At 66.6% G+C, this 23,314-nt stretch carries 16 protein-coding genes and 2 pseudogenes; 5 read left to right on the top strand and 13 right to left on the bottom strand.

The genetic code is table 11. The annotated features are described in order from the left end of the window. Positions 1-2 precede the first annotated feature (2 nt). Together CAP37_RS12945 and CAP37_RS12940 are read right to left on the bottom strand one after the other, a co-directional pair. On the bottom strand, positions 3-485 hold the full coding sequence (locus tag CAP37_RS12945; RefSeq protein ID WP_086124538.1) for a DUF1854 domain-containing protein: 483 nt from the start codon (positions 483-485) through the stop codon (positions 3-5). Then, on the bottom strand, positions 482-2,761 hold the full coding sequence (locus tag CAP37_RS12940) for an ABC transporter transmembrane domain-containing protein (protein WP_143435938.1): 2,280 nt from the start codon (positions 2,759-2,761) through the stop codon (positions 482-484). Before CAP37_RS12940 ends, CAP37_RS12945 begins: the two co-directional genes overlap by 4 nt. Positions 2,762-2,924: 163 nt before the next feature. Here CAP37_RS12940 and cphA (CAP37_RS12935) point away from each other — a divergent pair, with 163 nt between their 5' ends. Beyond that, a complete protein-coding gene (gene cphA, locus CAP37_RS12935) occupies positions 2,925-5,147 on the top strand; it encodes a cyanophycin synthetase (RefSeq protein ID WP_086124537.1) in 2,223 nt (740 codons plus the stop codon). Between the two features lie 36 nt (positions 5,148-5,183). Then, the gene (gene cphA, locus CAP37_RS12930) at positions 5,184-7,784 is read left to right on the top strand and encodes a cyanophycin synthetase (protein WP_086124536.1); all 2,601 of its coding nucleotides are present in this window, start codon (positions 5,184-5,186) and stop codon (positions 7,782-7,784) included. Here cphA (CAP37_RS12930) and CAP37_RS12925 read toward each other — a convergent pair. Both CAP37_RS12925 and CAP37_RS12920 read right to left on the bottom strand, forming a co-directional pair. Next, on the bottom strand, positions 7,773-8,777 hold the full coding sequence (locus tag CAP37_RS12925; RefSeq protein WP_256927008.1) for an endonuclease/exonuclease/phosphatase family protein: 1,005 nt from the start codon (positions 8,775-8,777) through the stop codon (positions 7,773-7,775). The two genes, cphA (CAP37_RS12930) and CAP37_RS12925, sit on opposite strands and share 12 nt — an antisense overlap. A gap of 98 nt (positions 8,778-8,875) precedes the next feature. After that, positions 8,876-10,687 (bottom strand): DEAD/DEAH box helicase, encoded by a 1,812-nt coding sequence (locus tag CAP37_RS12920; RefSeq protein WP_086124534.1) that lies wholly within the window; start codon positions 10,685-10,687, stop codon positions 8,876-8,878. A 253-nt stretch (positions 10,688-10,940) separates the two neighbouring features. Here CAP37_RS12920 and ettA point away from each other — a divergent pair, with 253 nt between their 5' ends. From ettA to CAP37_RS12905, 3 genes are all read left to right on the top strand, one after another. After that, positions 10,941-12,602, top strand: a complete 1,662-nt coding sequence (ettA, locus tag CAP37_RS12915) for an energy-dependent translational throttle protein EttA (protein WP_086124533.1) — start codon at positions 10,941-10,943, stop codon at positions 12,600-12,602. Continuing rightward, the gene (locus tag CAP37_RS12910; RefSeq protein ID WP_086124532.1) at positions 12,602-13,141 is read left to right on the top strand and encodes a DUF1415 domain-containing protein; all 540 of its coding nucleotides are present in this window, start codon (positions 12,602-12,604) and stop codon (positions 13,139-13,141) included. The genes ettA and CAP37_RS12910 overlap by 1 nt, the downstream gene beginning before the upstream one ends. A gap of 119 nt (positions 13,142-13,260) precedes the next feature. Continuing rightward, positions 13,261-15,387: a DUF1631 family protein gene (locus CAP37_RS12905; RefSeq protein WP_179190203.1), complete on the top strand. Its 2,127-nt coding sequence runs from the start codon at positions 13,261-13,263 to the stop codon at positions 15,385-15,387. A 99-nt stretch (positions 15,388-15,486) separates the two neighbouring features. Here CAP37_RS12905 and CAP37_RS12900 read toward each other — a convergent pair whose 3' ends face one another. The 9 genes and pseudogenes from CAP37_RS12900 to CAP37_RS12865 all read right to left on the bottom strand — a co-directional run bounded on the left by CAP37_RS12900 (position 15,487) and on the right by CAP37_RS12865 (position 23,303). Beyond that, a complete protein-coding gene (locus CAP37_RS12900) occupies positions 15,487-16,812 on the bottom strand; it encodes a TAXI family TRAP transporter solute-binding subunit (protein WP_086124530.1) in 1,326 nt (441 codons plus the stop codon). Positions 16,813-16,897: 85 nt separating this feature from the next. Further along, positions 16,898-17,095: pseudogene (locus tag CAP37_RS22175) on the bottom strand (copper-binding protein); the annotation flags it as partial. A gap of 90 nt (positions 17,096-17,185) precedes the next feature. Beyond that, positions 17,186-17,623 (bottom strand): annotated as a pseudogene (locus CAP37_RS22170) (DUF411 domain-containing protein); the annotation flags it as partial. Between the two features lie 23 nt (positions 17,624-17,646). Beyond that, positions 17,647-18,162, bottom strand: coding sequence for a plastocyanin/azurin family copper-binding protein (locus CAP37_RS12890; RefSeq protein WP_086124985.1), 516 nt, complete (start codon positions 18,160-18,162; stop codon positions 17,647-17,649). Positions 18,163-18,175: 13 nt separating this feature from the next. Then, on the bottom strand, positions 18,176-19,564 hold the full coding sequence (locus CAP37_RS12885) for a multicopper oxidase family protein (protein WP_086124984.1): 1,389 nt from the start codon (positions 19,562-19,564) through the stop codon (positions 18,176-18,178). A 13-nt stretch (positions 19,565-19,577) separates the two neighbouring features. After that, complete coding sequence (locus CAP37_RS12880; RefSeq protein ID WP_179190202.1) at positions 19,578-20,906, bottom strand: TolC family protein; 1,329 nt, start codon at positions 20,904-20,906, stop codon at positions 19,578-19,580. A 118-nt stretch (positions 20,907-21,024) separates the two neighbouring features. Next, positions 21,025-21,363, bottom strand: coding sequence for a hypothetical protein (locus tag CAP37_RS12875; protein ID WP_086124527.1), 339 nt, complete (start codon positions 21,361-21,363; stop codon positions 21,025-21,027). Positions 21,364-21,411: 48 nt separating this feature from the next. Continuing rightward, a complete protein-coding gene (locus CAP37_RS12870; protein WP_086124526.1) occupies positions 21,412-22,155 on the bottom strand; it encodes a thioredoxin family protein in 744 nt (247 codons plus the stop codon). Positions 22,156-22,214: 59 nt separating this feature from the next. Further along, entirely contained in the window at positions 22,215-23,303 is a 1,089-nt protein-coding gene (locus CAP37_RS12865; RefSeq protein WP_086124525.1) for a glycerophosphodiester phosphodiesterase, read from the bottom strand. Positions 23,304-23,314: the final 11 nt, after the last annotated feature.

Below are 23,314 nucleotides of genomic sequence, written 5' to 3'. Positions count from 1 at the left end.
GGTCAGAGAAACCGGTCGAGAAGGCGGCGTGAATGCGCGTCGAGCGCGAGCCGGTCGCGCACCGCGAAGCTGACGCCGTGGCTGGCCTGGATCAGCAAGGCCTGGCCTTCGAGGCGGCGGATGTCGTCTTCGCTGCGCAGCACAAAGCGCGTCGGGCCACGGTCGGTGGTCACCTGCCAGGTGCTGGGCGTGGAAAAGGTCGATACCGACTCGATGCGCTGGATCACCGGGGTGAATTCGCGCTGCGTCAGTTCCTCTTCGAGCAGGCTGCGCAACTCGGCCGGCAGCGCAGAGAGGCGCTCCACCCACACCAGTTCATGCCCGTCGCTGCCCAGCAGGGACATGCCCTCGTCGGGCGCTCCGATGGGGAAGGCGCGCACCGGCACTACGCCCAGGTGGTCCTGGCCGCTGGCGTCGGTGAGCACGAGGCGGCCGAAGGTGTTGCGCTGCACCCGCCATGGCGGCTGGGGGTTGTTCGCGCTCATCGGCTTTCCTCCGGCGTGTCTTCGTCAAGCAGGGCAGCAGCCTCCTGTTCCTTGCGGGCCTGCGCCTCGTAAAGGCGCCAGTAGTGGCCCTTCAAGGCCATGAGCTCATCGTGCGGCCCGATTTCCACCACTGCGCCACGGTCCATCACCACCAGGCGGTCGGCCTTGCGCAGTGTGGACAGGCGGTGCGCAATGGCAATGGTGGTGCGGCCCTGCACCAGGTTGTCCAGCGCCTTCTGAATTTCCTTTTCGGTTTCGGTGTCGACCGATGACGTGGCTTCGTCCAGGATCAGGATGCGGGGGTCGATGAGCAAGGCGCGCGCGATGCTGATGCGCTGGCGCTCACCGCCCGAGAGGCCCTGGCCGCGCTCGCCCACCAGCGAGTCGTAGCCCTGCGGCAGCCGCAGGATGAACTCGTGCGCGTGCGCCGCGCGCGCGGCGGCAACGATGTCTGTGCGCGTGGCGCCTGGTTTGCCGTAGGCAATGTTTTCGGCGATGGTGCCGAAGAACAGAAACGGCTCCTGCAGCACCAGGCCGATGTGGCGCCGGAAATCGGCCACGGCCACGCGGCGAATGTCGACGCCATCGATGCGGATGGCGCCTTCGCTCACGTCGTAGAAGCGGCAGAGCAGGTTCACCAGCGTGCTCTTGCCCGAGCCACTGTGGCCCACCAGCCCGATCATTTCGCCGGGATGAATCTGCAGGCTCAGGCGGCGGATCACCGTGCGGCTGCCATAGCGAAAGCTCACGTCTTCCATCTCCAGCCCGCCCTGCACCGAGGGAAGCGGCACCGGCTGCGTGGGCTCGGGCACGTTGGACACGTGGTCGAGGATGTCGAAAATGCGCTTCGCGCCCGAAGCCGCCTTCTGCGTCACCGAGACGATGCGGCTCATCGAATCGAGCCGGCCGTAGAAGCGCCCGATGTAGGCGATGAAGGCGGTGAGCACACCCACCGTGATCTGGCTCTGGCTGACCAGCCAGATGCCGAAGGCCCACACCACCAGCAGGCCGATTTCGGTCAGCAGCGTGACGGTGGGCGTGAACAGCGACCAGGTCTTGTTGATGCGGTCGTTCACAGCCAGGTTGTGCTCGTTGGCGCGTTTGAAGCGGCGCGCCTCACGGGCTTCCTGCGCGAACGCCTTGACCACACGGATGCCGGGAATGGTGTCGGCCAGCACGTTGGTGACCTCACCCCACACGCGGTCGATCTTCTCGAAACCCGTGCGCAGGCGATCGCGCACGAGGTGGATCATCCAGCCGATGAAGGGCAGCGGCAGCAGCGTGACGAGCGCCAGCCAGGGGTTGATGGAGAACAGGATCACTGCTGTCATGCTGATCATCAGCACGTCGGTGATGAAGTCGAGCGCGTGCAGCGACAGAAACACGCTGATGCGGTCGGTCTCGCTGCCGATGCGCGCCATCAGGTCGCCGGTGCGTTTGCTGCCGAAGTAGTCCAGCGAGAGCTCCAGCAGGTGGTCGAACGTGGTGGTGCGCAAATCGGAGCTGATGCGCTCCGACACCACCGCCAGCAGCCAGGTGCGCGCCCAGCCCAGGCCCCAGGCCAGCAGGGCCGAGCCGAGCAGACCGGCCAGCAGCAGGAGCACCAGGTCGGTATCGATGTCCTGCCCGTTCTGGAACGGAATCAGCACCCGGTCCATGAGCGGGATGGTGAGGTAGGGCGGCACCAGCGTGGCCGCGGTGGACGCCAGCGTCAGCGCAAACCCGGAGAACAGCGTCCAGCGGTAGGGGCGCGCAAACCGCCAAAGGCGCAGCAATACCCATGTCGAGGGCGGGGCCTGTGGGGCTTCCTGCGCGCAGTCGGGACATTCGTCGCTGTCCGGCGGCAGATTGGCCTGGCATTGCGGGCAGGTGCGGGCGGGCTCATCCAGCGCGGCGCCACTGGCGTGGAAGCGCTGGGCGATCAGGCGCTGGAAATGCTCCACCAGGCGCGCCGCGCCCGGCTGCGCGGCCAGCGTGAAGCGCCAGACCGCGAGGCGGCGCTGGTGATCCATCAACTCCAGCACACCCACGCCAGCGTGGTCGCTGAGGCGAAGTTCCATGTCCGGGGTAAGTGCCCAGGTCTGGTTTTCCAGCGTCAGGCTTTGGCGGCTTAACAACAGCGTGCGCGTGCGGAAATGTAAATGGTCGTCCAAGTCCAGCGCCAAACTGGCGACGGCGCTATCATCGCCCCCCAGCCGGGTCGACGCGGGCCACTGGGCGTTTCGCGCAGGATCGGCTCCTCGAGCTGAGGATTCAGCTGGATTTTGTGAAGGCATGGTGAAGATGGCTGCGTGGCGTAGACCGCGAGTTAGGGCATGCTCCCACTCGGGAACATGGCATTTTCACCGATGTCGGGTTCGGAATCGCTGAAGCATCGAACTTCCCTGAACCCAGGCCGGTGCACATCCGGTTGCCAGAAACACAAGTCCCGCTGGAGACATGAGCTCTCGATACGACATCACGCTGCTGCGCATCAACTACCTGCGCGGGCCCAACATCTGGACGTACCGCTCGGTGCTCGAGGTCTGGCTCGACCTTGGCGACCTCGAAGATCTGCCGTCCAACAAACTTCCCGGCCTCACCGATCGCCTGCTCGCCTGGCTGCCCGCGCTCGAAGAGCACCACTGCGGCGTGGGCGAGCGAGGCGGATTCATCGAGCGCCTGCGCGAAGGCACCTGGGCGGGCCACATCCTGGAACACGTGGTCATTGAACTGCTCAATCTGGCGGGTATGCCCACCGGTTTTGGTCAGACGCGTGAAACCACCCGCCGTGGCGTCTACCGCATGGTGTTCCGCGCGCGAGACGAAGCGGTGGCGCGCACGGCGCTGGCCGAAGCGCACACCCTGCTGCTGGCCGCCATCCAGCCTGAAGGATCGACCCGCTTTGACGTGCCGGGCGCCGTGGCTCGCATCGTGGAGCAGATCGACCGCAGCTACCTGGGGCCCAGCACCGCCGCCATCGTGGCCGCCGCCACCGATCGTGGCATTCCGCACCTGCGCCTGAACGATGGCAACCTCGTGCAGCTTGGCCACGGGAAACGCCAGCGCCGCATCTGGACGGCAGAGACCGATCGCACCAGTGCCATCGCCGGCAACATTGCTCACGACAAGGACCTCACCAAAAGCTTGCTCGCCTCCTGCGGCGTGCCGGTGCCTGAAGGCCAGGTGGTTGAAAGTCCGGCGGCCGCCTGGGAAGCCGCACAGGACATAGGCCTGCCGGTGGTCGTCAAGCCGTCGGACGCCAACCATGGCCGCGGTGTGAGCCTGGACCTATCTGATCGCGGTGATATCGAAAAGGCCTTTTCCGTGGCCGATGCGGAGGGCAGTGAAGTCATGGTGGAGCGCTACGTGCGCGGCGACGAGCACCGTCTGCTGGTCGTGGGTGGTCGCGTGGTCGCGGCCGCGCGCGGGGAGAGTCTGTCGGTGGTGGGCGACGGTCGTTCCACCGTGGCCCAGCTCATTGACAGCCAGCTCAACAACGACCCGCGGCGTGGCGAGGCCGAAGAATTTCCGCTGGAGACCATTCGCCTGGAGCGTGAGCCGGTGATGCGGCTGCTGCTGGAGCGTCAGGGCCTGTCGGGTGAAGCGGTTCCGGCGGCCGGCCGCCGCGTGCTGGTGCAGCGCAACGGCAACGTGGCGATCGACTGCACCGACGAGGTTCACCCCGAAGTCGCGTACGCCGTCTCGCTGGCTGCCCGCGTGGTGGGGCTGGACGTGGCGGGTGTCGACGTGGTCGCGCAGGACATCGCGCGTCCCTTGCAGGAGCAGGGGGGCGCGGTGGTGGAAGTGAATGCCGGCCCGGGTCTGCTGATGCACCTCAAGCCCGCCACCGGCATGTCGCGCCCGGTGGGCCGCGCCATCGTCGACCATCTGTTCGACGATGGTGGCAACGGCCGCGTGCCCATCGTGGGCGTGGCGGGCTCCCGGCATGGCGGCGCCATCGCCCGGCTCGTGGCCTGGCTGCTGCACCTGAGCGGGCACCAGGTGGGCCTGGCGTGCCGCGACGGCCTGTTCCTCGGCACCCGCAAGGTCGATGCCCGACCCAGTGCCCACTGGGACGCCGGCCAGCGCCTGCTGATGAACCGCGAAGTGGACGCTGTCGTGCTCGAGAACAGCGCCGCAGCCATTCTGGAAGATGGCCTGGCGTACGACCGTTGCGCCGTCGGCGTGGTGACCGACCTTGACGATGTGCAGGGCCTGGAGCGTTTCGATGTGCACGATATCGATCAGCTCTACCGTGTGCTGCGCACGCAGGTTGACGTGGTGCTGTCCGATGGGGTTGCCGTGCTCAATGCCGACGACGCACGCGTGGCGCAGATGGCCAGCCTGTGCGATGGCGATGTGATTTTTTACGGCCTGGATGGCGCCAGTTCGTTGCTGGAAAAGCACCGCGCACTCGGCTTGCGCACGGTTTCGGTGTCGGAAGGCGCGCTGGTGCTGCACGAAGGCACGCGCAAGTCCCATCGCGTGAAGCTCGATGCACCGGTGGTTCATCGCCTTGCCGAAACATTGGGCCTGCACACGCTGCTGGCCGTGGCCGCTGCCGCCTGGGCGCTGTCGGTTTCGCCCGAGCTGATCGCTGCCGGCATGGAGACCTGCGGCTTTGGCGCGGCCGTGGCCCCCGAACCGGCCGATGTGACCGTCCCCGCCTCGGTGTCCTGAAGCACCCAACCCCTTACAAACCACCCCTCCGCTTTCATGGACGTTTCCCGTATCCGGACCCTGCGTGGCCCCAACCTCTGGAGCCGCCACACCTGCATCGAGGCCATCGTCGCCTGCGAAGTGGGGGAGCTGAATCTCGAAGCGCTGCCCGGTTTTGAGCGGCGGCTGCGCGAACTCTTCCCCGCCGTGGGGCCGCTGCAGCCGAGCAACCCGCAAGACCACCTCTCGCTGGCGCATGTGCTGGCCGATGTGGCGCTGGCCCTGCAGGCCCAGGCCGGCTGCCCCGTGACCTTCCGCCGCGTCGCGGCCACGCTGGAGCCCGGCGTGTTCCAGGTGGTGGCGCAGTACAGCGAGGAAGTGGTGGGTCGGCTGGCTTTCGACCTCGCGCGCGAACTGCTCGATGCCGTGCGTGCCGGCGAGCCGCAGGGCTTTGATGTGGAAGCCGCCATTGCCCGCCTGCGCGCGCTGGATGAAGACGTGCGCCTGGGCCCGAGCACCGGCTGCATCGTGGACGCCGCCGTGGCCCGCAACATTCCGTACCGTCGACTCACCTCGGGCAGTCTGGTGCAACTCGGCTGGGGATCGCGGCAGCGCCGCATCTGGGCCGCCGAGGTCGACAGCACCAGCGCGGTGTCCGAGTCGATTGCTCAGGACAAGGACCTCACCAAGAAGCTGCTCGCCGCCGCGGGGGTTCCGGTGCCCGACGGTCGCCCGGTGTCCGATGTGGCCGACGCGTGGTCGGTCGCGCAGGAGATCGGTCTGCCCGTGGTCGTCAAGCCGCAGGACGGCAACCAGGGCAAGGGTGTCACCGTGAACATCGTCTCTCGCGAGCACCTGGAGGTGGCCTTCCGGGCCGCCGCCGAGTTTGGCGAGGTGATGGTCGAGAAGTACCTGCCGGGCAGCGATTTCCGCATGCTGGTGGTGGGCGACCGCGTGGTGGCTGCGTCGCGCCGCGATCCGCCGCATGTCATTGGCGACGGTGAGCACACCGTGAGCGAACTGGTCGACATCGTCAATGCCGATCCTCGACGCGGCGAAGGGCATGCGACCTCGCTCACGAAGATCCGTTTCGACGACATTGCGCGCGCGCGGCTGGGCGTGCAGGGCCTCACGCCCGAGTCGGTGCCTGAAATGGGCCGGCGCGTGGTGCTGCGCAACAACGCCAACCTGAGCACCGGTGGCACGGCCACCGACGTGACCGACGATCTGCATCCGGACGTGGCCGCCCGCTCGGTGGCCGCCGCGCAGACCGTGGGGCTGGACATCTGCGGTGTCGATGTGGTCTGCGAAAGCGTGCACGTGCCGCTGGAAAAACAGAGCGGTGGTGTGGTGGAAGTGAACGCCGCGCCCGGCCTGCGCATGCACCTCTCGCCTTCGTATGGCAAAGGCCGCCCGGTCGGTGAAGCGGTGGTGTCGCACATGTTTGAACCCGGTGATGACGGCCGCATCCCGCTGATTGCCGTCACCGGCACCAACGGCAAGACCACCACCACCCGCCTCATTGCGCACCTCATGGCCACCAGCGGCTTGCGCGTGGGCATGACCAACACCGATGGTGTGTATGTGGATGGCCGACAGATCGACAGCGGTGATTGTTCCGGCCCGAAGAGCGCGCGAAACGTGCTGATGCACCCCGATGTGGACGCCGCCGTGCTCGAAACCGCACGCGGCGGCATGCTGCGCGAGGGCCTGGGTTTTGACCAGTGCAGCGTGGCGGTGGTGACCAACGTGGGTTCCGGCGACCACCTGGGCTTGAACTACATCACCACTGTAGAAGACCTCGCGGTGCTCAAGCGCGTGATCGTGATGAACGTGGCACCCACGGGTTACGCCGTGCTCAACGCGGCCGATCCGATCGTCGCCGCCATGGCCGCCAAGTGCACAGGCGGCGTGGTCTTCTTTGCGCAGGACCACGACGATCCGGTGCTGGCCGCGCACCGCGTGCAGGGCCGGCGCACCATCTGCGTCGAGGGTGACCGCATCCTTGTTACGGAAGGGAGCTGGCGGGTGCAGATTCCCTTGCAGGGTGTGCCCATCACCCGCGGCGGCACCATCGGTTTCCAGAAGGACAACGTCATGGCCGCCATCGGTGCGGCCTGGTGCGCGGGGCTGGACTGGGACACGATCGCGCGTGGGCTGGCCACGTTCTCCAACGATGCCGACAACGCACCTGGCCGCTTCAATGTGATGGACTACCGTGGCGCCACCGTGATCGCCGACTACGGCCACAACCCGGACGCGATGCGGGCGCTGGTCGAGGCCGTCAAGGCCATGCCCGCGAACCGGCGCAGCGTGGTCATCAGCGGCGCGGGCGACCGGCGCGACGAAGACATCCGCGAGCAGACCGCGATTCTGGGCACCGCGTTCGACGACGTGCTGCTGTTCCAGGACGCCTGCCAGCGCGGCCGCGAAGATGGCGAGGTGCTCAGCCTGTTGCGCCAGGGCCTCAAGGGCGCGAGCCGCACCCGTGAGGTGCTCGAGATTCGTGGCGAGTTTGTGGCCATCGACACGGCACTGGAGCGCCTTCGCCCTGGCGACCTGTGCCTGATTCTGGTCGACCAGGTGGAAGAGGCGCTGGCGCACCTGGCTTCGCGCATTCGCGAAGGCGAAGCGCAGCAGGTCGCGTCAGACCACTGAAGTCACGGCGGCTTCGGGCAGGCGGATGCGCAGCAGCGCCCGCACGAAACCGTGGTCGCTGCGGCTGCGGTCCCGGCCCTCGAACAGGTGGTCGTTGAACACCTCCACGCGCCGCACGTCGCCGATGGTGCGGCGGCTCGTGGCCACGAATTCCTCACTCACCAGCACCTGGTCCAGCACTTCGGGATAGCCTTGGTGAATGTGGGAGTAGGCCACGTCGCGGCGCAACGCGGCCTCGCCCTGCACGTCCCACGCGCTGAACAGCGCGTGGTCGTTGGCGCCCTTGTCGTAGGCCACCTGCGAGGTCGCGGCGATGAGCTGCGTGGTCACGCTGTGCGGGCTATCGTTGAGGTCGCCCATCAGCACCAGCGGCATGCGCGTCTGGTGCAGCAACTCCACCACCTTCAGCCGCAACGCCAGCGCTTCACTGGCTCGCATGATCAACGATCTCAGCGAAGCCAGGGCCTGCACGGCCGGGTCGGTGGTGTCTTCATTGATCTTGCCGCTGGCATCTTCCAGGAACTTGGGTCGCTTGCTCTTGAGATGGGCCGTGATCACGCACAGCGGCTGCCCATGCTTGAGACGCAGTTGGGCGATCAGGGGCGGGCGCTCGAAACGCGTGTGCAGCCCCAGTCCGGGCACCTGCACCACGGCGGCGGCCGGGAAGTCGACGATGGATTGAATGGATTCGACCTTGAGCCGGGTGACGATGCCCACGCGTGGCGTGCCCTGCGCGCCATGCTGGCCCGGCCCGTTTTCTGCACCCGGCACCGAAACGAGGCCGTACTGCAGACCACTGCGCGTCACGGCCGCGCGAAGGGCGAGCTCGTCCCACACCTCCTGCACCGCGATCACGTCCGCATTGAGCGCCTTGAACCGGTTGCCCAGCCAGTCCACCTTGCGGTCGAATTCGTTCTCGGTGTAGGGGTCCTGTCCGTTGTAGAAATGGCGGCCGGGTTGCGCCAGGTTCAGCACGTTGCAGGTGGCCACCATGAGCGTGGCCCATCGTGGCAACGCCCCGTGGCCTGGAGGGGCCAGCGGGGCGCTGGATGGGGGAGGCGTGAGGTCAGTTTGCATGACCTCACTGTAGTTCAGCGGATTCGACCGTAGTTCGTGCGAAGCGGGTCGGCCGGGCCACCGGCGTTGCCGCGCTGACCACCGCCGCCACCGCCACCACCACCGCTTCTGCCCTTGCCACCCCGGTTGCCGGTGCGCATGGCGTCGATGCTGGTGCGCAGCGGATCGGGCTGGCCGCCCGGATTGGCGGCGCGGGGACGCGGCTCCTTGATGCGCAGGCTGCCCAGGTGGGCATTGGGTCCGGGCTGGCGCTCGGCACCCGGTTCGCGGTCTTCGCGCGGTCCTCGATCTTCACGTGGACCCCGGTCGTCGCGCGGCGGCCGGTCGGCACGGTCGGCGTGCTGACGCGGCGGGCGCTGACCTTGCGGGCCATTGCGGTTGCCGCCGTTGCGCTGCTGGCCACCGCCATTGCCACCACCGTTGCCACGGCGGCCTTCGCCGCGCGGGCCATCGGCCTGGGCACCGTCACCGGCCGGGCGCTGGCGCTGTTGACCACCACCGTTGCCACGACCCTGGCCCTGGCCCTGGCCAGGCTCACCGGCCTTCTTTTCGCGCACGCGCTGCAGCATTTCTGTGCGAGCGGCCTTGGCGGCAGCAGCCATCACCTCGCGGCTCGGCGGCTTGCCGGCGCCACCCCAGATGGTCTGGCGACCCATGGCGATGGGCTCGGCCCGCTCGCCGGGTTCGGGCATGAATTCGGGGAACATCTGCACCGGAATCTGCTGCTTGGTGAAGCGCTCGATGTCCATCATGAAACCTTCTTCGTCCAGGCTCACGAGGTTGATGGCTTCACCGCTGTTGCCGGCACGGCCAGTGCGGCCGATGCGGTGCACGTAGTCTTCGCAGACGTTCGGGATCTCGTAGTTCACCACGTGCGGCAGCTCGTCGATGTCGATGCCTCGCGCCGCGATGTCGGTGGCCACCAGCGCGCGAATGTCGCCGCTCTTGAAGCCGGCCAGCGCCTGGGTGCGGGCACCCTGGCTCTTGTTGCCGTGCAGCGCCATGGCGTGGATGCCGTTCTTGGTGAGGTATTCGGCGACATTGTTGGCGCCAAACTTCGTGCGCGTGAACACCAGAACCTGGCTCCAGTTGTGCTGGTTGATGATGTGCGCCAGCAGCGCTTTTTTCTTGCCGCGGCCCACGGGGTGGATGACCTGCGTGATGCGCTGCACCGTGGTGTTGCGCGGGGTCACCTGAATGTGCAGCGGATCCTTGAGCAGGGCGCTCGCGAGGTCGCGAATTTCATCGCTGAAGGTGGCCGAGAACAGCAGGCTCTGCTTGTCACGGGGCACCAGCGCCAGGATCTTCTTCACATCGTGAATGAAGCCCATGTCCAGCATGCGGTCGGCCTCGTCGAGCACCAGCATCTGCACGGTGGAGAGGTCCAGGAAACCTTGTTGCTGCAGGTCGAGCAGGCGGCCGGGCGTGGCCACCAGAATGTCGACGCCGCGCTTCATGGCGTTGATCTGCGGGTTCATGCCGACGCCGCCGAAGACCACCGTGGAGGTCAGCGAGAGGTGCTTGCCGTAAACCCGCACCGATTCTTCGACCTGGGCCGCGAGTTCGCGGGTGGGTGTGAGAACCAGTGCGCGGATGCCGACACCGCCAAAGCGGCTCTTGGCGCGTTCGGTGCTGGAGAGGCGCTGCAGCATGGGCAGCGTGAAGGCGGCGGTCTTGCCGGTCCCGGTCTGGGCGCCTCCGAGGAGGTCGCGTCCGGCCAGGACGGCCGGAATGGCCTCGACCTGGATGGGGGTGGGTGTTTCGTATCCGTGTTCGCGCACTGCTTGCACGATGGCCGGGGCCAGGTTCAGATCGTCAAAGGTCATGTTGTGATGAGGCGCCCGTCCAGGGCGCTGGGGGCATCGGCCACTCCGGTTGCCGTTGCCTGTGTGGCAGCGGCGCCCGGTCAGTCTGGGGCAGATGGATTCAGGAAGTTGGTGGTTGCAAGCGGTTTGCGCACACCCCAGCCAAGCGCTGGTGCCGGACCAACTGAAGTGCCCGACAGGCCGTATTGTCGCATGCGCGGATAATCATGGGTTTGGCGCCCGTTCGAGGCGCAGATTTCAGGCAGATATCGCAATGGCTCAGTACGTCTTTTCCATGAATCGGGTCGGCAAGATCGTGCCGCCCAAGCGCCAGATCCTCAAGGACATCTCGCTCTCGTTTTTCCCCGGCGCCAAGATCGGGGTGCTCGGCACCAACGGCTCGGGCAAATCCACGTTGCTCAAGATCATGGCCGGCATCGACAAGGAGATCGAAGGCGAAGCGATTCCCATGCCCGGCATCCGCATCGGTTACCTGCCGCAGGAGCCCAAGCTGGACCCCGAGCAGTCCGTGCGCGAAGCAGTTGAAAACAGCATGAGCGGCGTGCGCGCCGCGCAGAAGCGCCTGGACGAGGTGTATGCGGCCTATGCCGAGGAAGACGCCGACTTCGACGCGCTGGCCGCCGAACAGGCCCAGCTCGAAGCCATCATCTCGACCTCTGGCACCGATGGCGAACACCAGCTGGAAATTGCCGCCGACGCCCTGCGCCTGCCGCCCTGGGATGCCAAGGTGGGCGTGCTTTCCGGGGGTGAAAAGCGCCGCGTGGCGCTGTGCTGCATGCTGCTGTCCAAACCCGACATGCTGCTGCTCGACGAACCCACCAACCACCTGGACGCTGAGTCGGTGGACTGGCTGGAGCAGTTTCTCAAGCGCTTCCCGGGCACCGTGGTGGCCATCACCCACGATCGGTACTTCCTGGACAACGCGGCCGAGTGGATTCTTGAACTCGACCGCGGGCACGGCATTCCGTACAAGGGCAACTACTCGACCTGGCTGGAACAGAAGGAAGCCCGTCTGGAGCAGGAGAACCGCACCGAAGATGCGCGCGCCAAGGCCATGAAGAAGGAGCTGGAGTGGGTGCGCCAGAACCCCAAGGGTCGCCAGGCCAAGAGCAAGGCGCGCCTGGCGCGCTTTGAAGAACTGAGCGATGTCGAGTACCAGAAGCGCAACGAAACCAACGAAATCTTCATTCCCGTGGCCGAGCGCCTGGGCAACGAAGTGTTCGAGTTCAAGAACGTCAGCAAGTCTTTCGGCGACCGCCTGCTGATCGACAACCTGAGCTTCCAGATCCCGGCGGGTGCCATCGTCGGCATCATCGGCCCGAACGGCGCGGGCAAGTCCACGCTGTTCAAGCTGATCTCCGGCAAGGAACAGCCCGACAGCGGCGAAGTGAAGATCGGCCAGACCGTGCGGATGGCCGTGGTGGACCAGAGCCGCGACGATCTGCAGAACGAAAAGACGGTGTGGGAAGACATCTCGGGCGGTCTGGACATGATCACCGTCGGCAAATTCCAGATGGCCAGCCGCGCGTATTGCGGCCGCTTCAACTTCTCCGGCGGCGACCAGCAGAAGCGCGTGGGCAGCCTCTCGGGCGGTGAGCGCGGTCGTCTGCACCTGGCCAAGACGCTGGCCGAGGGCGGCAACGTGCTGCTGCTGGACGAGCCATCGAACGATCTGGATGTGGAAACCCTGCGTGCACTGGAAGACGCGCTGCTCGAATTCGCCGGTTGTGCGCTGGTCATCAGCCACGATCGCTGGTTCCTCGATCGCATCGCCACGCACATCCTGGCCGCCGAAGGAGACAGCCAGTGGGTGTTCTTCAACGGCAACTACCAGGAATACGAAGCCGACAAGAAGAAGCGCCTGGGCGAAGAGGGTGCCAAGCCCAAGCGCATGCGCTTCAAAGCCTTGAAGTGATGTCGAACGTCGAGACCGCGACGCGCGAGTGGATCGAGAAGGCCGTGATCGGCCTGAACCTGTGTCCGTTTGCGCGTGCGGTGTATGTGAAGGACCAGGTGCGTGTTGTGGTGAGCACAGCGCGCCACCTCGATGCTTTTCTGGACGATCTCGACCGAGAGCTCGACCTGCTGGTGAACACGCCGGCCGAGCAGATCGACACCACGCTGCTGGTGCACCCCACACTGTTTCCAGACTTCGAGGTGTTCAACGACTTCCTCAATGTGGTGGATGACGTGGTGGCCGAGCACGAGCTGGAAGGCGTGATCCAGGTGGCGCCGTTCCATCCGCAGTTCCAGTTTGAAGGCACCACGCCCGACGACGTCACCAACTGCACCAACCGGTCGCCTTTCCCCACGTTGCACCTGTTGCGTGAAGAGAGCGTGGAGCGGGCGGTGGCCACAGAGGGCGGCGATGCCGAGGCCATCGTGGACCGCAACCTGGCCACCTTGCGTCAGCTCGGCCTCGCCGGCTGGCAGGCCTTGTGGTCTAAAACCTGAACTGACAGGGTTTACAGGTTTCTTTTCCGGGTTTGCCGATGTACCCTGTTGGGCACAATGATCGGCAAGAGCTGCCCCCCGCTCTCATTTCGACCCTTGATTGGAAAGACCCCGTCTGCATGGACGCCCGCGATACCCAGGCCTTTGACAATTGCCTGAAAGAAGCCCTCGCTCAGACACGCGAGTGGATGCCGCGTTGGCTCACGCAATTGCAGACCGCGCTCAGGGACCGCGAGTCCCAGACCAACCAGATGAGCGAGAAGCACGGGCTGATGCAGGCCCGCAGCGACCTGGAAACCTACCGAGACCGCATCGCCACGGGCTTTCTCGCCTCCATGGCCGAGGCGGTTGAACAGGCCCTTCCACGGTCGGGCAGCGCCCCTCGTCGCCCGAAGTCGGTGAGCTTCGACGAGCTGGAACTCATGGGTGATGACCAGGTGCAGGAAACGGTCGAGCTGGCCCGCGTGCAGCAGGTCGTGCAGATGTCGGTGGACGAAGAGCAACTGGCGCTCACGGCGCTGCTGTCCACGGCGCAGGGCTACGAGCTGGTCAATGCCGATTCCAATCCGCTGCGCGCCGAGGTGATGGTCGCCGCCTTGATGAAGACCCTCAAAGGTCTTCACGTGCAGCCCGCCGTGCGTGCGCGCTGGCTTCAGGCCGGCGCGTTGTCGCTCGGCAGCGAGCTGCGCGACATGTACCTGCAACTGGGCATGATGCTGAGCCAGGCGGGCATCGAGCCTGCGGCCTACGCCTTGATCCAGGCGCCCGAGAGTCGCCCTGCACCAAATGCCAATGCCGCTGCAAATGCGGGTTCGGCTCCAGGGCGGGGTGGCGAAGCGGAGCCTGGGAACGAGGTGCTGGGCAGCGACGCGCTGCTCACGCTCGACCACCTGCACCAACTGCTGGTGGGCAACCTCGATCAGAGTGGCGACACGCCGAGCGATCAGGGCGCTTCGGGTTCAGGCAATGCCATGGTGCGCACATTGGCCAGCGAGGTGGTCTCACTCATGCTCAAGCGCATTGCGTCCGACGAGCGCCTGCTGCCGCCGGTTCGCGAAATGCTGCAGGAGATGAAACCCGCCTTGCTGCAGCTGGCGCGTACCGAGCCGCGTTTTTTTGCCGACCGCCAGAACCCGGCCAGGCGCATGCTCGATGCCATCACCGAGCGCAGTCTGGCATTCACCAGCGAGCAGGACCGCGGCTATGGCCCTTTCTCCGGCCAGGTTCGCAGCATCCTCAAGGCGCTGAAAACGCCCGGGCCCGACATCTCCGAACGCCTTGAGCAATTGCTGGAAGACCTGAATCGCTCGCAGGCCGAAGCCGTGGCACCTGCTCAGGTGCAGGCGCGCGGCCTCGCTGTGCAGACCCTTGTGCGGGTGGAGCAGCGCAACCTGCTGGCCGAGAGGGTGGCGGCCGAGATTCGCAGCCGCAACGATTTCGAGAAGTCGCCCGGCGTCGTGCGCCGTTTTCTCACCAGCGCGTGGTCGCAAGTGATTGCGCAGGCGCGGCTGGAGGTGTCGCAGACGCCTTCCATCAAGCCGGCAGATTCACCTGCCTTTCGCTACACCGAGCTGTTGGCCGACCTGTTGTGGTCGAGCCAGCTGGCCCTGGCCAGCCTGAACCGGCCCCGTCTGGTCAAGATCATTCCCAGCGTGCTGCGCACCCTGCGCGAGGGCCTGGATTCCATTGAGTACCCGCGTGAGCAGACCGAGTCGTTCTTCCAGGCGCTCATGGGGCTGCATGAAGCGGCCTACAAGACGCAGCGCAACGAACCTCCCGTGGTGGATGACCCGCCCAGCGTGCAACCGGACATGGACGACGAGCCCTGGATGCAGCGCACAGAAGCGCGCAACTCCTGCCTGATGGACGACGTGTTTCTGGACTCGCCCCTGACCTCCACCCAGCCGGCGTTTCTCGATACGCGACCGTTGCAACGCGACTGGGCCGATCTCAAAGTCGAGCTGGCGGGTCAGCAGGCTTCCAACCTGCCGGTGGGTACCTGGGTCGACATTTCGCAGGACGGTCAGGCCGTGCGCTGGCAGATCACCTGGGCCAGCCCGCACGGCACACTGTTCCTGTTTACGGGCGCCAACGGCCGCTCGCTGTCGATGACCAAGCGCGGTCTGGATCGGCTGCAGGAGCAGAACCGCCTGCGCGTGGTGGCCGACCACGGCGTGGTGGACGAAGCCCTCGACGAAGTGGCGCGGCAAGCCTGGCTGAACTCCGCCAAAGCCGACGGACTTTAAGTCCGTAGCCCCCACGCTCCGCCGCTGCGCGGGTCGCTGCCCCCCATGGGGGCTGTTTTGCCTTGGGGCGGCCCGGCGGCAAAACGTCTCCCGCCTGGTTCAAGCCTTCCTGAGGAGTTTCTTGCGCACCAGTTGAATGTTGTTGCGCAGGGCATAGAGCTCATCGGTGTAAGACAGCGGCACCACGATCTTCTCGACTTTGGATTCCATGGTGTCCAGCTGCTCCAGCAGCTCCTGCGCGCTGGCGTCGTTGCTTTCATGGCGCTGCTCTACATCCCGCAGCTCCGCATACCAGCGAAACACGCGCGAGCGGATGCGGAACGCGTAGAGCGGGGGCACGATGCGCGAGAGTGGCAGGGCCAGCACGATGATCAGGCCCATGGCCAGCCAGACGCGTTCGATCAGGTTTGCCAGCCAGAACGGCAGGTAGCGCTGCAGAAACGGTGGCCCATTCTTGATGGCACGTTGTGCCTCGGACGAGATCGGCACCTCGCTGTGCTCCAGGCTGGGGTACTCGCGCGCCCGGCTGAACCAGCTCGCGCCGCCATGCAGCTGGGTGGCCGTCTGCGCGAAGAGCTGCAGGATGGCCGGATGCGTGTTGCTGTGCGCGAGCAAGCTGGTGGTGGACGCCACCAGCCGCACGTTGCGCGCTGGAATGTTCTTGGCCAGATCCACCACGCCCTGTGGCATCGACACCGGCGTGAGGTAACCGAAGCGGCGCGAGTAGGCCTCGCTCTGCGCGAAATCCAGCAGCTTCACGCCCGGGGTCTGCAGCAGCATCTGCACCATCAGCGATTCGGGTGCCGAGGCGAACACCACGGCATCGAGTTCACCGTCGAGGAACGCCACGGTGGCGGGCGTCTGCTCCAGCCGGCTCAGTTTCAACTGGCCGGGCTCGATGCGGTTGACGTCGAGCAGCGTGTTGAAGAGGCGTGGCACGCCGCTGCCAGGCGTACCCACATTCACGCGCCAGCCCTGGAGCTCGGCGAGGCTCCTGACCACCGGCTCCTTGCGCAGACGGCGCGCCGCATCCTCCCGGTAAAACAGCCACAGCGGTTCCACAAACAGGCTGCCCAGCGAAGTGAGCGTGTCTTCCTCGTCGTAGCCGATATCGGCCGTGCCACCCTGCACGAAGCCCAGATCGGCCTGGCCAGTTCGCAGCTTCTCCAGGTTGTCCGAAGAGCCTTCGGTCGACAGCAGCTCGACCTCGATGCCGTAGCGCGCCAGCGACTCAGCATAGCGCTTGCCGAATTCTTCGTAGGCGCTCTGCGCCGGGCCGGTGGCCAGTACCACGCGCTTGGGCGGGTTGGGGTCGAGCCACCAGTAGGTGAGGGCCAGCAGGGCGATGGTGAGGATCGCAAAGGGCCCGGCGGACAGCAGCATCTCGCGCAGGGAGAGCAGGGTGTAGCGCAGGGTCTTGGGCATGGCGCGACATTAGCATGCCGCCCCGCGAATGCGCCGGACCACGGCCTTGGCAGACCGGGCCGGGTGTTTCAGACTGTGTCTGACATCAAGGCGCGGGCGCGATGCTCATCACGGTGTATGCACCCTTGATCTTGTCGGCGGTGAAGCGCACTTTGTCGCCCGCCTTCACATGGCCCAGCATGGCGGGATCGCTGACCTGGAACACCATCGTCATGGGAGGCATGTCCAGGTTGGGGATGTCCCCGTGCTTGAGCGTGATCTTGCCCGCGCGCGCATCGACCTTGCGCACCTCCGCCTCGGCAGAGGGCAAAGCGCTGCCCGCGTCGCCCGAGGTGGGCTTGAAGCCGCTGGCTTTGGTGCCGGCATGGTGATGAAATACGCGCGACCCGCCGTTGCGCAGCACCAGCAAGACGTCGTAAGCGTCGCGGCGGTTGCCGTACTCCGGGCCGTCCATGCCAGGGCTGCCCACCGGCATGCCCGGCACCGCCAGGCCAAGGGCTTCGGGCTTTTCGGCCAGCAAACGCCGTATTTCACCGGGCGCCACGTGGCCCTCAACCACATAGCCGCCGACGAGTGCGGTGTGGCACGAGCCGTAGCGGGCTGGCAGCCCCAGTCGCTGGCGAACCGCCGTGTTGCCGGTGTCGAACACCTCGACCCGGAAGCCGTCGGCGCGCAACAGCGCCACCCAGTCGTTGCAACAGCCGCAGTTGGGGTCCTTCCAGACCTGAAGGGGGGGCAGCGCGGGTTGAGCGAACGCTCCGGTGGTGACCAGGGACAGGCCGATGGCGTGAAGCAGATGTCGTCTTTGCATGTGTGTTCTCCTGAAAGTGGTGGTCAGGCCTTGGGTTTGACGCGGATCGTGCCGCGCATGCCGGCCTCGAAGTGGCCCGCGATCAGGCAGGCGAACTCGAACTCGCCCGGGCGGTTGAAGGTCCACACGATGTCGCCGCGGCGTCCTGGGGGCACATGAGCCATGTAGGGTTCGTCGTGTTCCATGCCCGGGTGCTTCTTCATCAGGTCGGCATGGGTCTTCAGCTCGTCGGTGGTGCCGATCACGATCTCGTGCATGAGCTTGCCCTTGTTCACAGCGCGAAGGCGCAGCGTCTCGCCCTCGCGCACTTCAAGGTGGTTGGGCGAGAGCTTCATGTCATCGGTCATGCGGATCTCTACCGTGCGTTTCGCCTCGCGCGGCTCGCCGGCAATGCCCCAGGGTTTTTGCTCTTTCACCACGGCTGCGCTGGCTTTGCCGTGTTGTTCGCCATGGGCGCGGACGCCGGTGGCCGCAAGCGCCAAGGGCAGGGCGATCAGGGTGAGCTGGAAATGGCGGCGGGTGGTGTTCGGGTAGGTCATGAAGGTGTCCTTGTCAGTGTGCATGGCCTGATGCGGAAGGTTTGCGCGCGTTGCCGCTGGCGGGCTGCGCGGGGGCGGTGGGTCGGGTGGGCGCGGGCGCGTTGCCGTTGTCCACCTCTCTTGCCTGTGTGCCCGGTGGCATCTCGTACCAGCCCGGGTCGCTGTAGTCGCCGGCCTTTTGCCCGGCGCGCACTTTCAGCAGCGTGAACATGCCGCCCATTTCGATCGGGCCATAGGGGCCGGTGCCGGTCATCATGGGGAAGGTGTTGGCGGGCAGCTCCATCTGCATCTCACCCATGTCGGCCATGCCGCGTTCACCCATCACCATGTAGTCGGGCGCGGCGCGCTGCAAGGGTTTCACCAGACCCCGGTGGTCCACGCCGATCATGGTGGGCACGCCATGGCCCATGGCGCCCATGGTGTGGTGGCTCTTGTGGCAGTGCATGGCCCAGTCGCCCGGTTCGTCGGCGATGAACTCGATCTGACGCATCTGGCCCACGGCCACATCGGTGGTCACCTCGGGCCAGCGCGAGCCCTTGGGCGTGGGGCCACCGTCGGTGCCCGTGACCTCGAACTCGATGCCATGGATGTGCACCGGGTGGTTGGTCATGGTGAGGTTGCCCACGCGCACGCGCACGCGCTCACCGAGCCGCGCCACCAGCGGCGAGATGGCCGGAAACACGCGGCTGTTGAAGCTCCAGATGTTCTGCTCGAGCATGGTGTTGACCTGCGGCGTCATGCTGCCGGGTTCGACGTCGAATGCCGCGAGAAGGAAAGCGTAATCGCGCTGAACGTCTTCGATCAAGGGGTGCTTCTGCTTCGGGTGCGTGATCCACAGACCCATCATGCCCATGGCCATCTGCACCATTTCGTCGGCGTGCGGGTGGTACATGAAAGTGCCGGGCCGGCGCGCCACGAATTCGTAGACGAAGGTCTTGCCCGGTGGAATCTGCGGCTGGTTCAGGCCGCCCACGCCGTCCATGCCGTTGGGCAGGCGCTGGCCGTGCCAGTGGATGGTGGTGTGTTCGGGCAGGCGGTTGGTGACGAAGATGCGCACGCGGTCGCCTTCCACCACTTCAATGGTGGGTCCCGGACTCTGCCCGTTGTAGCCCCACATGTTGACCAGAAAGCCCGGCGCCATCTCTCTCACCACCGGCTCGGCCACCAGGTGGAATTCCTTGGCGCCGTCCTTCATGCGCCAAGGTGCGGTCCAGCCATTGAGCGTGACCACCGGGTTGTAGGGCCGCCCGGCCCCGGTCACGCCGGGCGGCGTCCATGGGCCAGCGGTGTCGGCCGAGGTCTGTTGCACGGGCTCGGGAATGGCGGCGAGCGCCACGCGGCTCACGCTGGTGGCGGCCACCGCCGTGGCGGCCGCACCGGCAAAAAAGTGTCTTCGGGTCAGGGATGGGTTCATGTCAGTGTCCTGCGGGCACGGCCGTGGCGGCGCCGGATGAAAGGGAGGTGCCGGGGCTGGCGTAGCTGGCGCCGGCGAGCAAGGCCTGCCAGTCGGCCTGGGCGCGCCAGAAATCGCGCCGGGCCAGCAGGGCTTCGTCGAGGGCGAGCAGCCGCTCGCGCGCACTGGCCAGCAGCTCCCAGGTGCTTTGCAGCATGCCGTTGTAGCGCAGCAGGCTTTCCTGCGCCAGGCTGCTTTGCAGCTGCACGACGACGTCCTGAGTGTGGCTGGCCGTGGCGTGCGTCAGCTGCAGGCTGGCCCATGCCTCGCGGGCCATGGAGCGGCGCTCGGCGGCCTGTCGCAGCAAGTCGGATTCGGTTTGTGCCGCGCGCGCCAGCGAGTGGTCGCGCAGCAGGCTGAGGTCATCGATGCGGGGCGGTTCCAGCCTTCGGGTGGAGCCCGGCTCGGGCAGGGCCTGCAACGCGTGGTCGACAGCCTGATTCCAGGCTTGCCAGCGGTCGGGGTTCACTGCATCGAACTGGCGCTGCGCCAGTTGTCGATCGCGCGCAAGTGCGGGGTCACTGCGCAGGACGCTCGACTCCAGCCGGGTGGCGTCCAGCCCATCGCCTGGCGAGACGCTTTTCGGCACCGCAGGCAGGCTCTCCGGCAGGCTTTCACCGAGTCGCGCCACATCCTCCGCCTGCCACTGTCCCAGCAGGCGAGCGAGCCGCTCGCGCGCGATCAGCTCCTGGGCCTGGGCTTCCACCACGCTCGACCAGGCGCGGGCCTGCACCAGGCGCTCGCGGGTCAGACGCGCCTGGCTCCAGTTGCCGGCCTTCACCATGCGCTGCCCCAGCTCGCTGCCCGTGCGCGTGGCTTCCAGCACATCGCCCATGAGTCGCAGACGCTGGCGTGCCGTGGCGGCGTCGATCCAGGCGCGTTGCACGTCGCGTACATGGGCGGCGAATCGCACTCGAACCTCCGCCTGCTCGGGCGCATTCATGTCGGCGTGCAGGAACAGATCGGGGCGGCTTTGCAAGGAAAGCTGCAGAGCTTGTGACAGGCTCATGGGCTGCGAACCCTGCTTTGCTGGCAGGGCGCCTTTCTCCGCGGGTTGGCTCGCTTCCCATCGCAGCAGATCCACATGACCACGCGGAAACTCGGCCACGCTCTGGTTGGCACGTTGCCAGATGGCGCGCGCCTGGTCGGCATCTGCGGGCAGCTCGACGCTGGCCGTGTTGCCCATGTCCGGAAAACTCAGCGGAGGTGTCGCAGAGCGCTGCTCGGGATCGGCTGCGCGCAGCGCATTCGGGGGGCCGTCTGCCGCCTGCGCGGCGGTCAGGGTCAGCAAGGCGAGGCCTGTGGCTAGCCGCCTGAAAAAAACCATGGGAATCTCCTGAAAAAACACGGTCCAGCGGCTGGCTATGGACCCCATTGGGTCGACGCCAGACGCACCTGTGGCGTGGTTCTCAGGAAATGGGTGGCTTGTTGCCCGGCGGAGGCACCGAACTGTCGAAGCGTTCGGTGGGGGTTGCCAGCACACCATGCGTCGCCGAGGCGAGCAGATCAAACTGCAGGGCAAGCGCCATGGCCGGGCCGTTGCAGACGTCGCAGGTCTGGTGCTGATGATCGGCGGTGTCGGTGGCAGCGCCCATGGCGTGATCGGCGCAGGGCGCGCCCTCCACAGGCGCCATCACCATCGATTCATGGCTGGACGACGGTGCCAGCATCGTGATCGCCATGGCGTCGCCCACCCAGGCCCGCAAGGGGAGCAAGGCGATGAGGATGGCGAGCAACAGGTGGCGCATGGGAAGGAATGATACGTCGCGCCGGTTTTGGTTCCTTTGCCTGTCGGCTCAGGAAGGGCATTGCAGCACCAGCGCCTGCAGCGGCCGCGTGAGGTCGGGTGTGGTCACCACGAAGGCCACACGCGCCGTGCGCTCTGCGGGCAGCGTCAGGCGCGTGCTGTGGCCGGCTTTGCCCGCCCAGGGCTCCACCGGCTGGTACAGACTCACCACGTGATCGTGGCGCAGGGCCTCGCCGGCGTTTTCGCCGCGCGTGACCTTGCTGACGATGCCATCCTGCAGCACGGCCCAGTAGCCGGCCAGTTGCGCGTGGGCGGCACTGGCGGTGAACTGCGCAGTGACCTCGTTGCCCTCGCGGCGCAGGCGCAGCGCCGGTGCGCCGAGCGATGGCAATGGCGCAAGGTGGCTGGAAGTCTGGCCCGGCCATGCGCGGTGGTCGCGACCATTGAGCACCACCTGGGGCGTGTACACGTACTTGCCGCCCAGGGCTTCCTTGAGCCGGTATTGCCGGGCGGTGGTTTCGGTGGTGGCGAAAGGATCGCGCCAGCCGAGGTGGTTCCAGTAGTTCACATGGAACGACAGCGCGAGCACGCCATCCTGGTGCTTGAGCGTGGAGAGCCAGCGGTCGGCCGGAGGGCAGGAGCTGCAGCCCTCCGAGGTGTAGAGCTCCACCACGGCGGGCGGTCTGGCGCCGGAACTCACTTCGCAGGTTTGCGCTGCTGCTCCGGCTGCCAGGCCGAGGCAGACGCAGCCGCCGAACAGGGCGCGGGTGGCATGGCGAACGATGGGGGGCATGGGACACTCCTGGAACAGGTGGAGTGGGTTGGTCGGTGCGCCAGGCCCCTTCTTACACCTCAGCGCAGATCGGGCGCCACACCGAAAGGCACGCGCTCGGGCATGGGCGCGGCAGCGCTGGAGCGCTCCTGCTCCGTCGCAGGCGGCAGAACGATCCGTGGTGGCAGGGCCATGCCGCGCCGTCCCATGACGGTGCGCAAACGGTCGGGGTAGTCGGTGATGATGCCGTCCACGCCCCAGTCGATCAGGCGCGCCATGTCCTGGAGTTCGTTGACGGTCCAGGGCACCACGCGCAATTCGAGCTCGCGGGCACGCTGCAGCTGTCGCTGGTCGAGGTCACCGAAATGCGGCGACCAGAGCTTGCCGCCGGCCGCCGCCACCATGGCGGGTGCGTCCTCGAAATCGGCCAGCCGAAGCCCGGCCGTCCACTCACCGCTCGCGAGCGTATTGAAGCGGGGCAGTTGTGCAGACAGGTAAGCCAGCGGCATGCCGGGCGCGAGCTGGCGCGCCACTTTCTGAATGCGCCAGTCGAAGCTTTGCAGACCCACGCGGTGGGTCATGCCGTGGGCGGCAATCACATCGAGCACCGCGTGCACGAAAGTTTGCGGATCGGGCGACTCTTCGGGTCGTGCGGGGTTGAGTTTGAGTTCGATGTTGAAACGAACGTGGCGCGCGCCGAGCTGGCGCACACGCTCGAAGAGCGCGGCCAGCGTGGGAATGCCCTGGCCATCCCGTGCCACCTGCTGCGGGAAATCGCGCGCGTAGCGGCTCGCCGGGTTGATGCGCCCCACGTCCCAGGCCGCGATCTCGGTCAGGCGGAGCCGTCGGAAGGGCTGGCTGCGCGCCTGCAACCATTGCCCTCGGGCATCGCGGGTGATATCGGGGTTGGCAGTGGTGTCGTGGGAGATCACTGGCACGCCCTCGGCACTCAGCACCACGTCGAGTTCGAGCGTACTCACGCCGACGGCGAGGGCACGCTCGAAACCGGCGATGGTGTTTTCGGGTGCCAGGCCGCGAGCGCCGCGGTGGCCCTGCGCGTCAAAGGCGAGGGCTGCGCCCGCACACCACAGCGAGAGTCCCAGGGCGGTGGTGCAGCTCCAGCGAATCCAGGTCAGGCGCTGCACGCTTGGTGGGGAGGTATCGGTCATGGGGCGCAGTG

The organism is Hydrogenophaga sp. IBVHS1 (genome assembly GCF_002127265.1).
Classification (GTDB): domain Bacteria; phylum Pseudomonadota; class Gammaproteobacteria; order Burkholderiales; family Burkholderiaceae_C; genus Hydrogenophaga.
This window is presented reverse-complemented; position numbering and strand designations above follow the sequence as displayed.

Bases quoted from the DNA above. Each gene is read 5' to 3' on its own strand.
- CAP37_RS12945 (WP_086124538.1), bottom strand. From the start codon at position 485: ATGAGCGCGAACAACCCCCAGCCGCCATGGCGGGTGCAGCGCAACACC.
- CAP37_RS12940 (WP_143435938.1), bottom strand. From the start codon at position 2,761: ATGCCTTCACAAAATCCAGCTGAATCCTCAGCTCGAGGAGCCGATCCT.
- cphA (WP_086124537.1), top strand. From the start codon at position 2,925: ATGAGCTCTCGATACGACATCACGCTGCTGCGCATCAACTACCTGCGC.
- cphA (WP_086124536.1), top strand. From the start codon at position 5,184: ATGGACGTTTCCCGTATCCGGACCCTGCGTGGCCCCAACCTCTGGAGC.
- CAP37_RS12925 (WP_256927008.1), bottom strand. From the start codon at position 8,777: ATGGTGGCCACCTGCAACGTGCTGAACCTGGCGCAACCCGGCCGCCAT.
- CAP37_RS12920 (WP_086124534.1), bottom strand. From the start codon at position 10,687: ATGACCTTTGACGATCTGAACCTGGCCCCGGCCATCGTGCAAGCAGTG.
- ettA (WP_086124533.1), top strand. From the start codon at position 10,941: ATGGCTCAGTACGTCTTTTCCATGAATCGGGTCGGCAAGATCGTGCCG.
- CAP37_RS12910 (WP_086124532.1), top strand. From the start codon at position 12,602: ATGTCGAACGTCGAGACCGCGACGCGCGAGTGGATCGAGAAGGCCGTG.
- CAP37_RS12905 (WP_179190203.1), top strand. From the start codon at position 13,261: ATGGACGCCCGCGATACCCAGGCCTTTGACAATTGCCTGAAAGAAGCC.
- CAP37_RS12900 (WP_086124530.1), bottom strand. From the start codon at position 16,812: ATGCCCAAGACCCTGCGCTACACCCTGCTCTCCCTGCGCGAGATGCTG.
- CAP37_RS12890 (WP_086124985.1), bottom strand. From the start codon at position 18,162: ATGACCTACCCGAACACCACCCGCCGCCATTTCCAGCTCACCCTGATC.
- CAP37_RS12875 (WP_086124527.1), bottom strand. From the start codon at position 21,363: ATGCGCCACCTGTTGCTCGCCATCCTCATCGCCTTGCTCCCCTTGCGG.
- CAP37_RS12870 (WP_086124526.1), bottom strand. From the start codon at position 22,155: ATGCCCCCCATCGTTCGCCATGCCACCCGCGCCCTGTTCGGCGGCTGC.
- CAP37_RS12865 (WP_086124525.1), bottom strand. From the start codon at position 23,303: ATGACCGATACCTCCCCACCAAGCGTGCAGCGCCTGACCTGGATTCGC.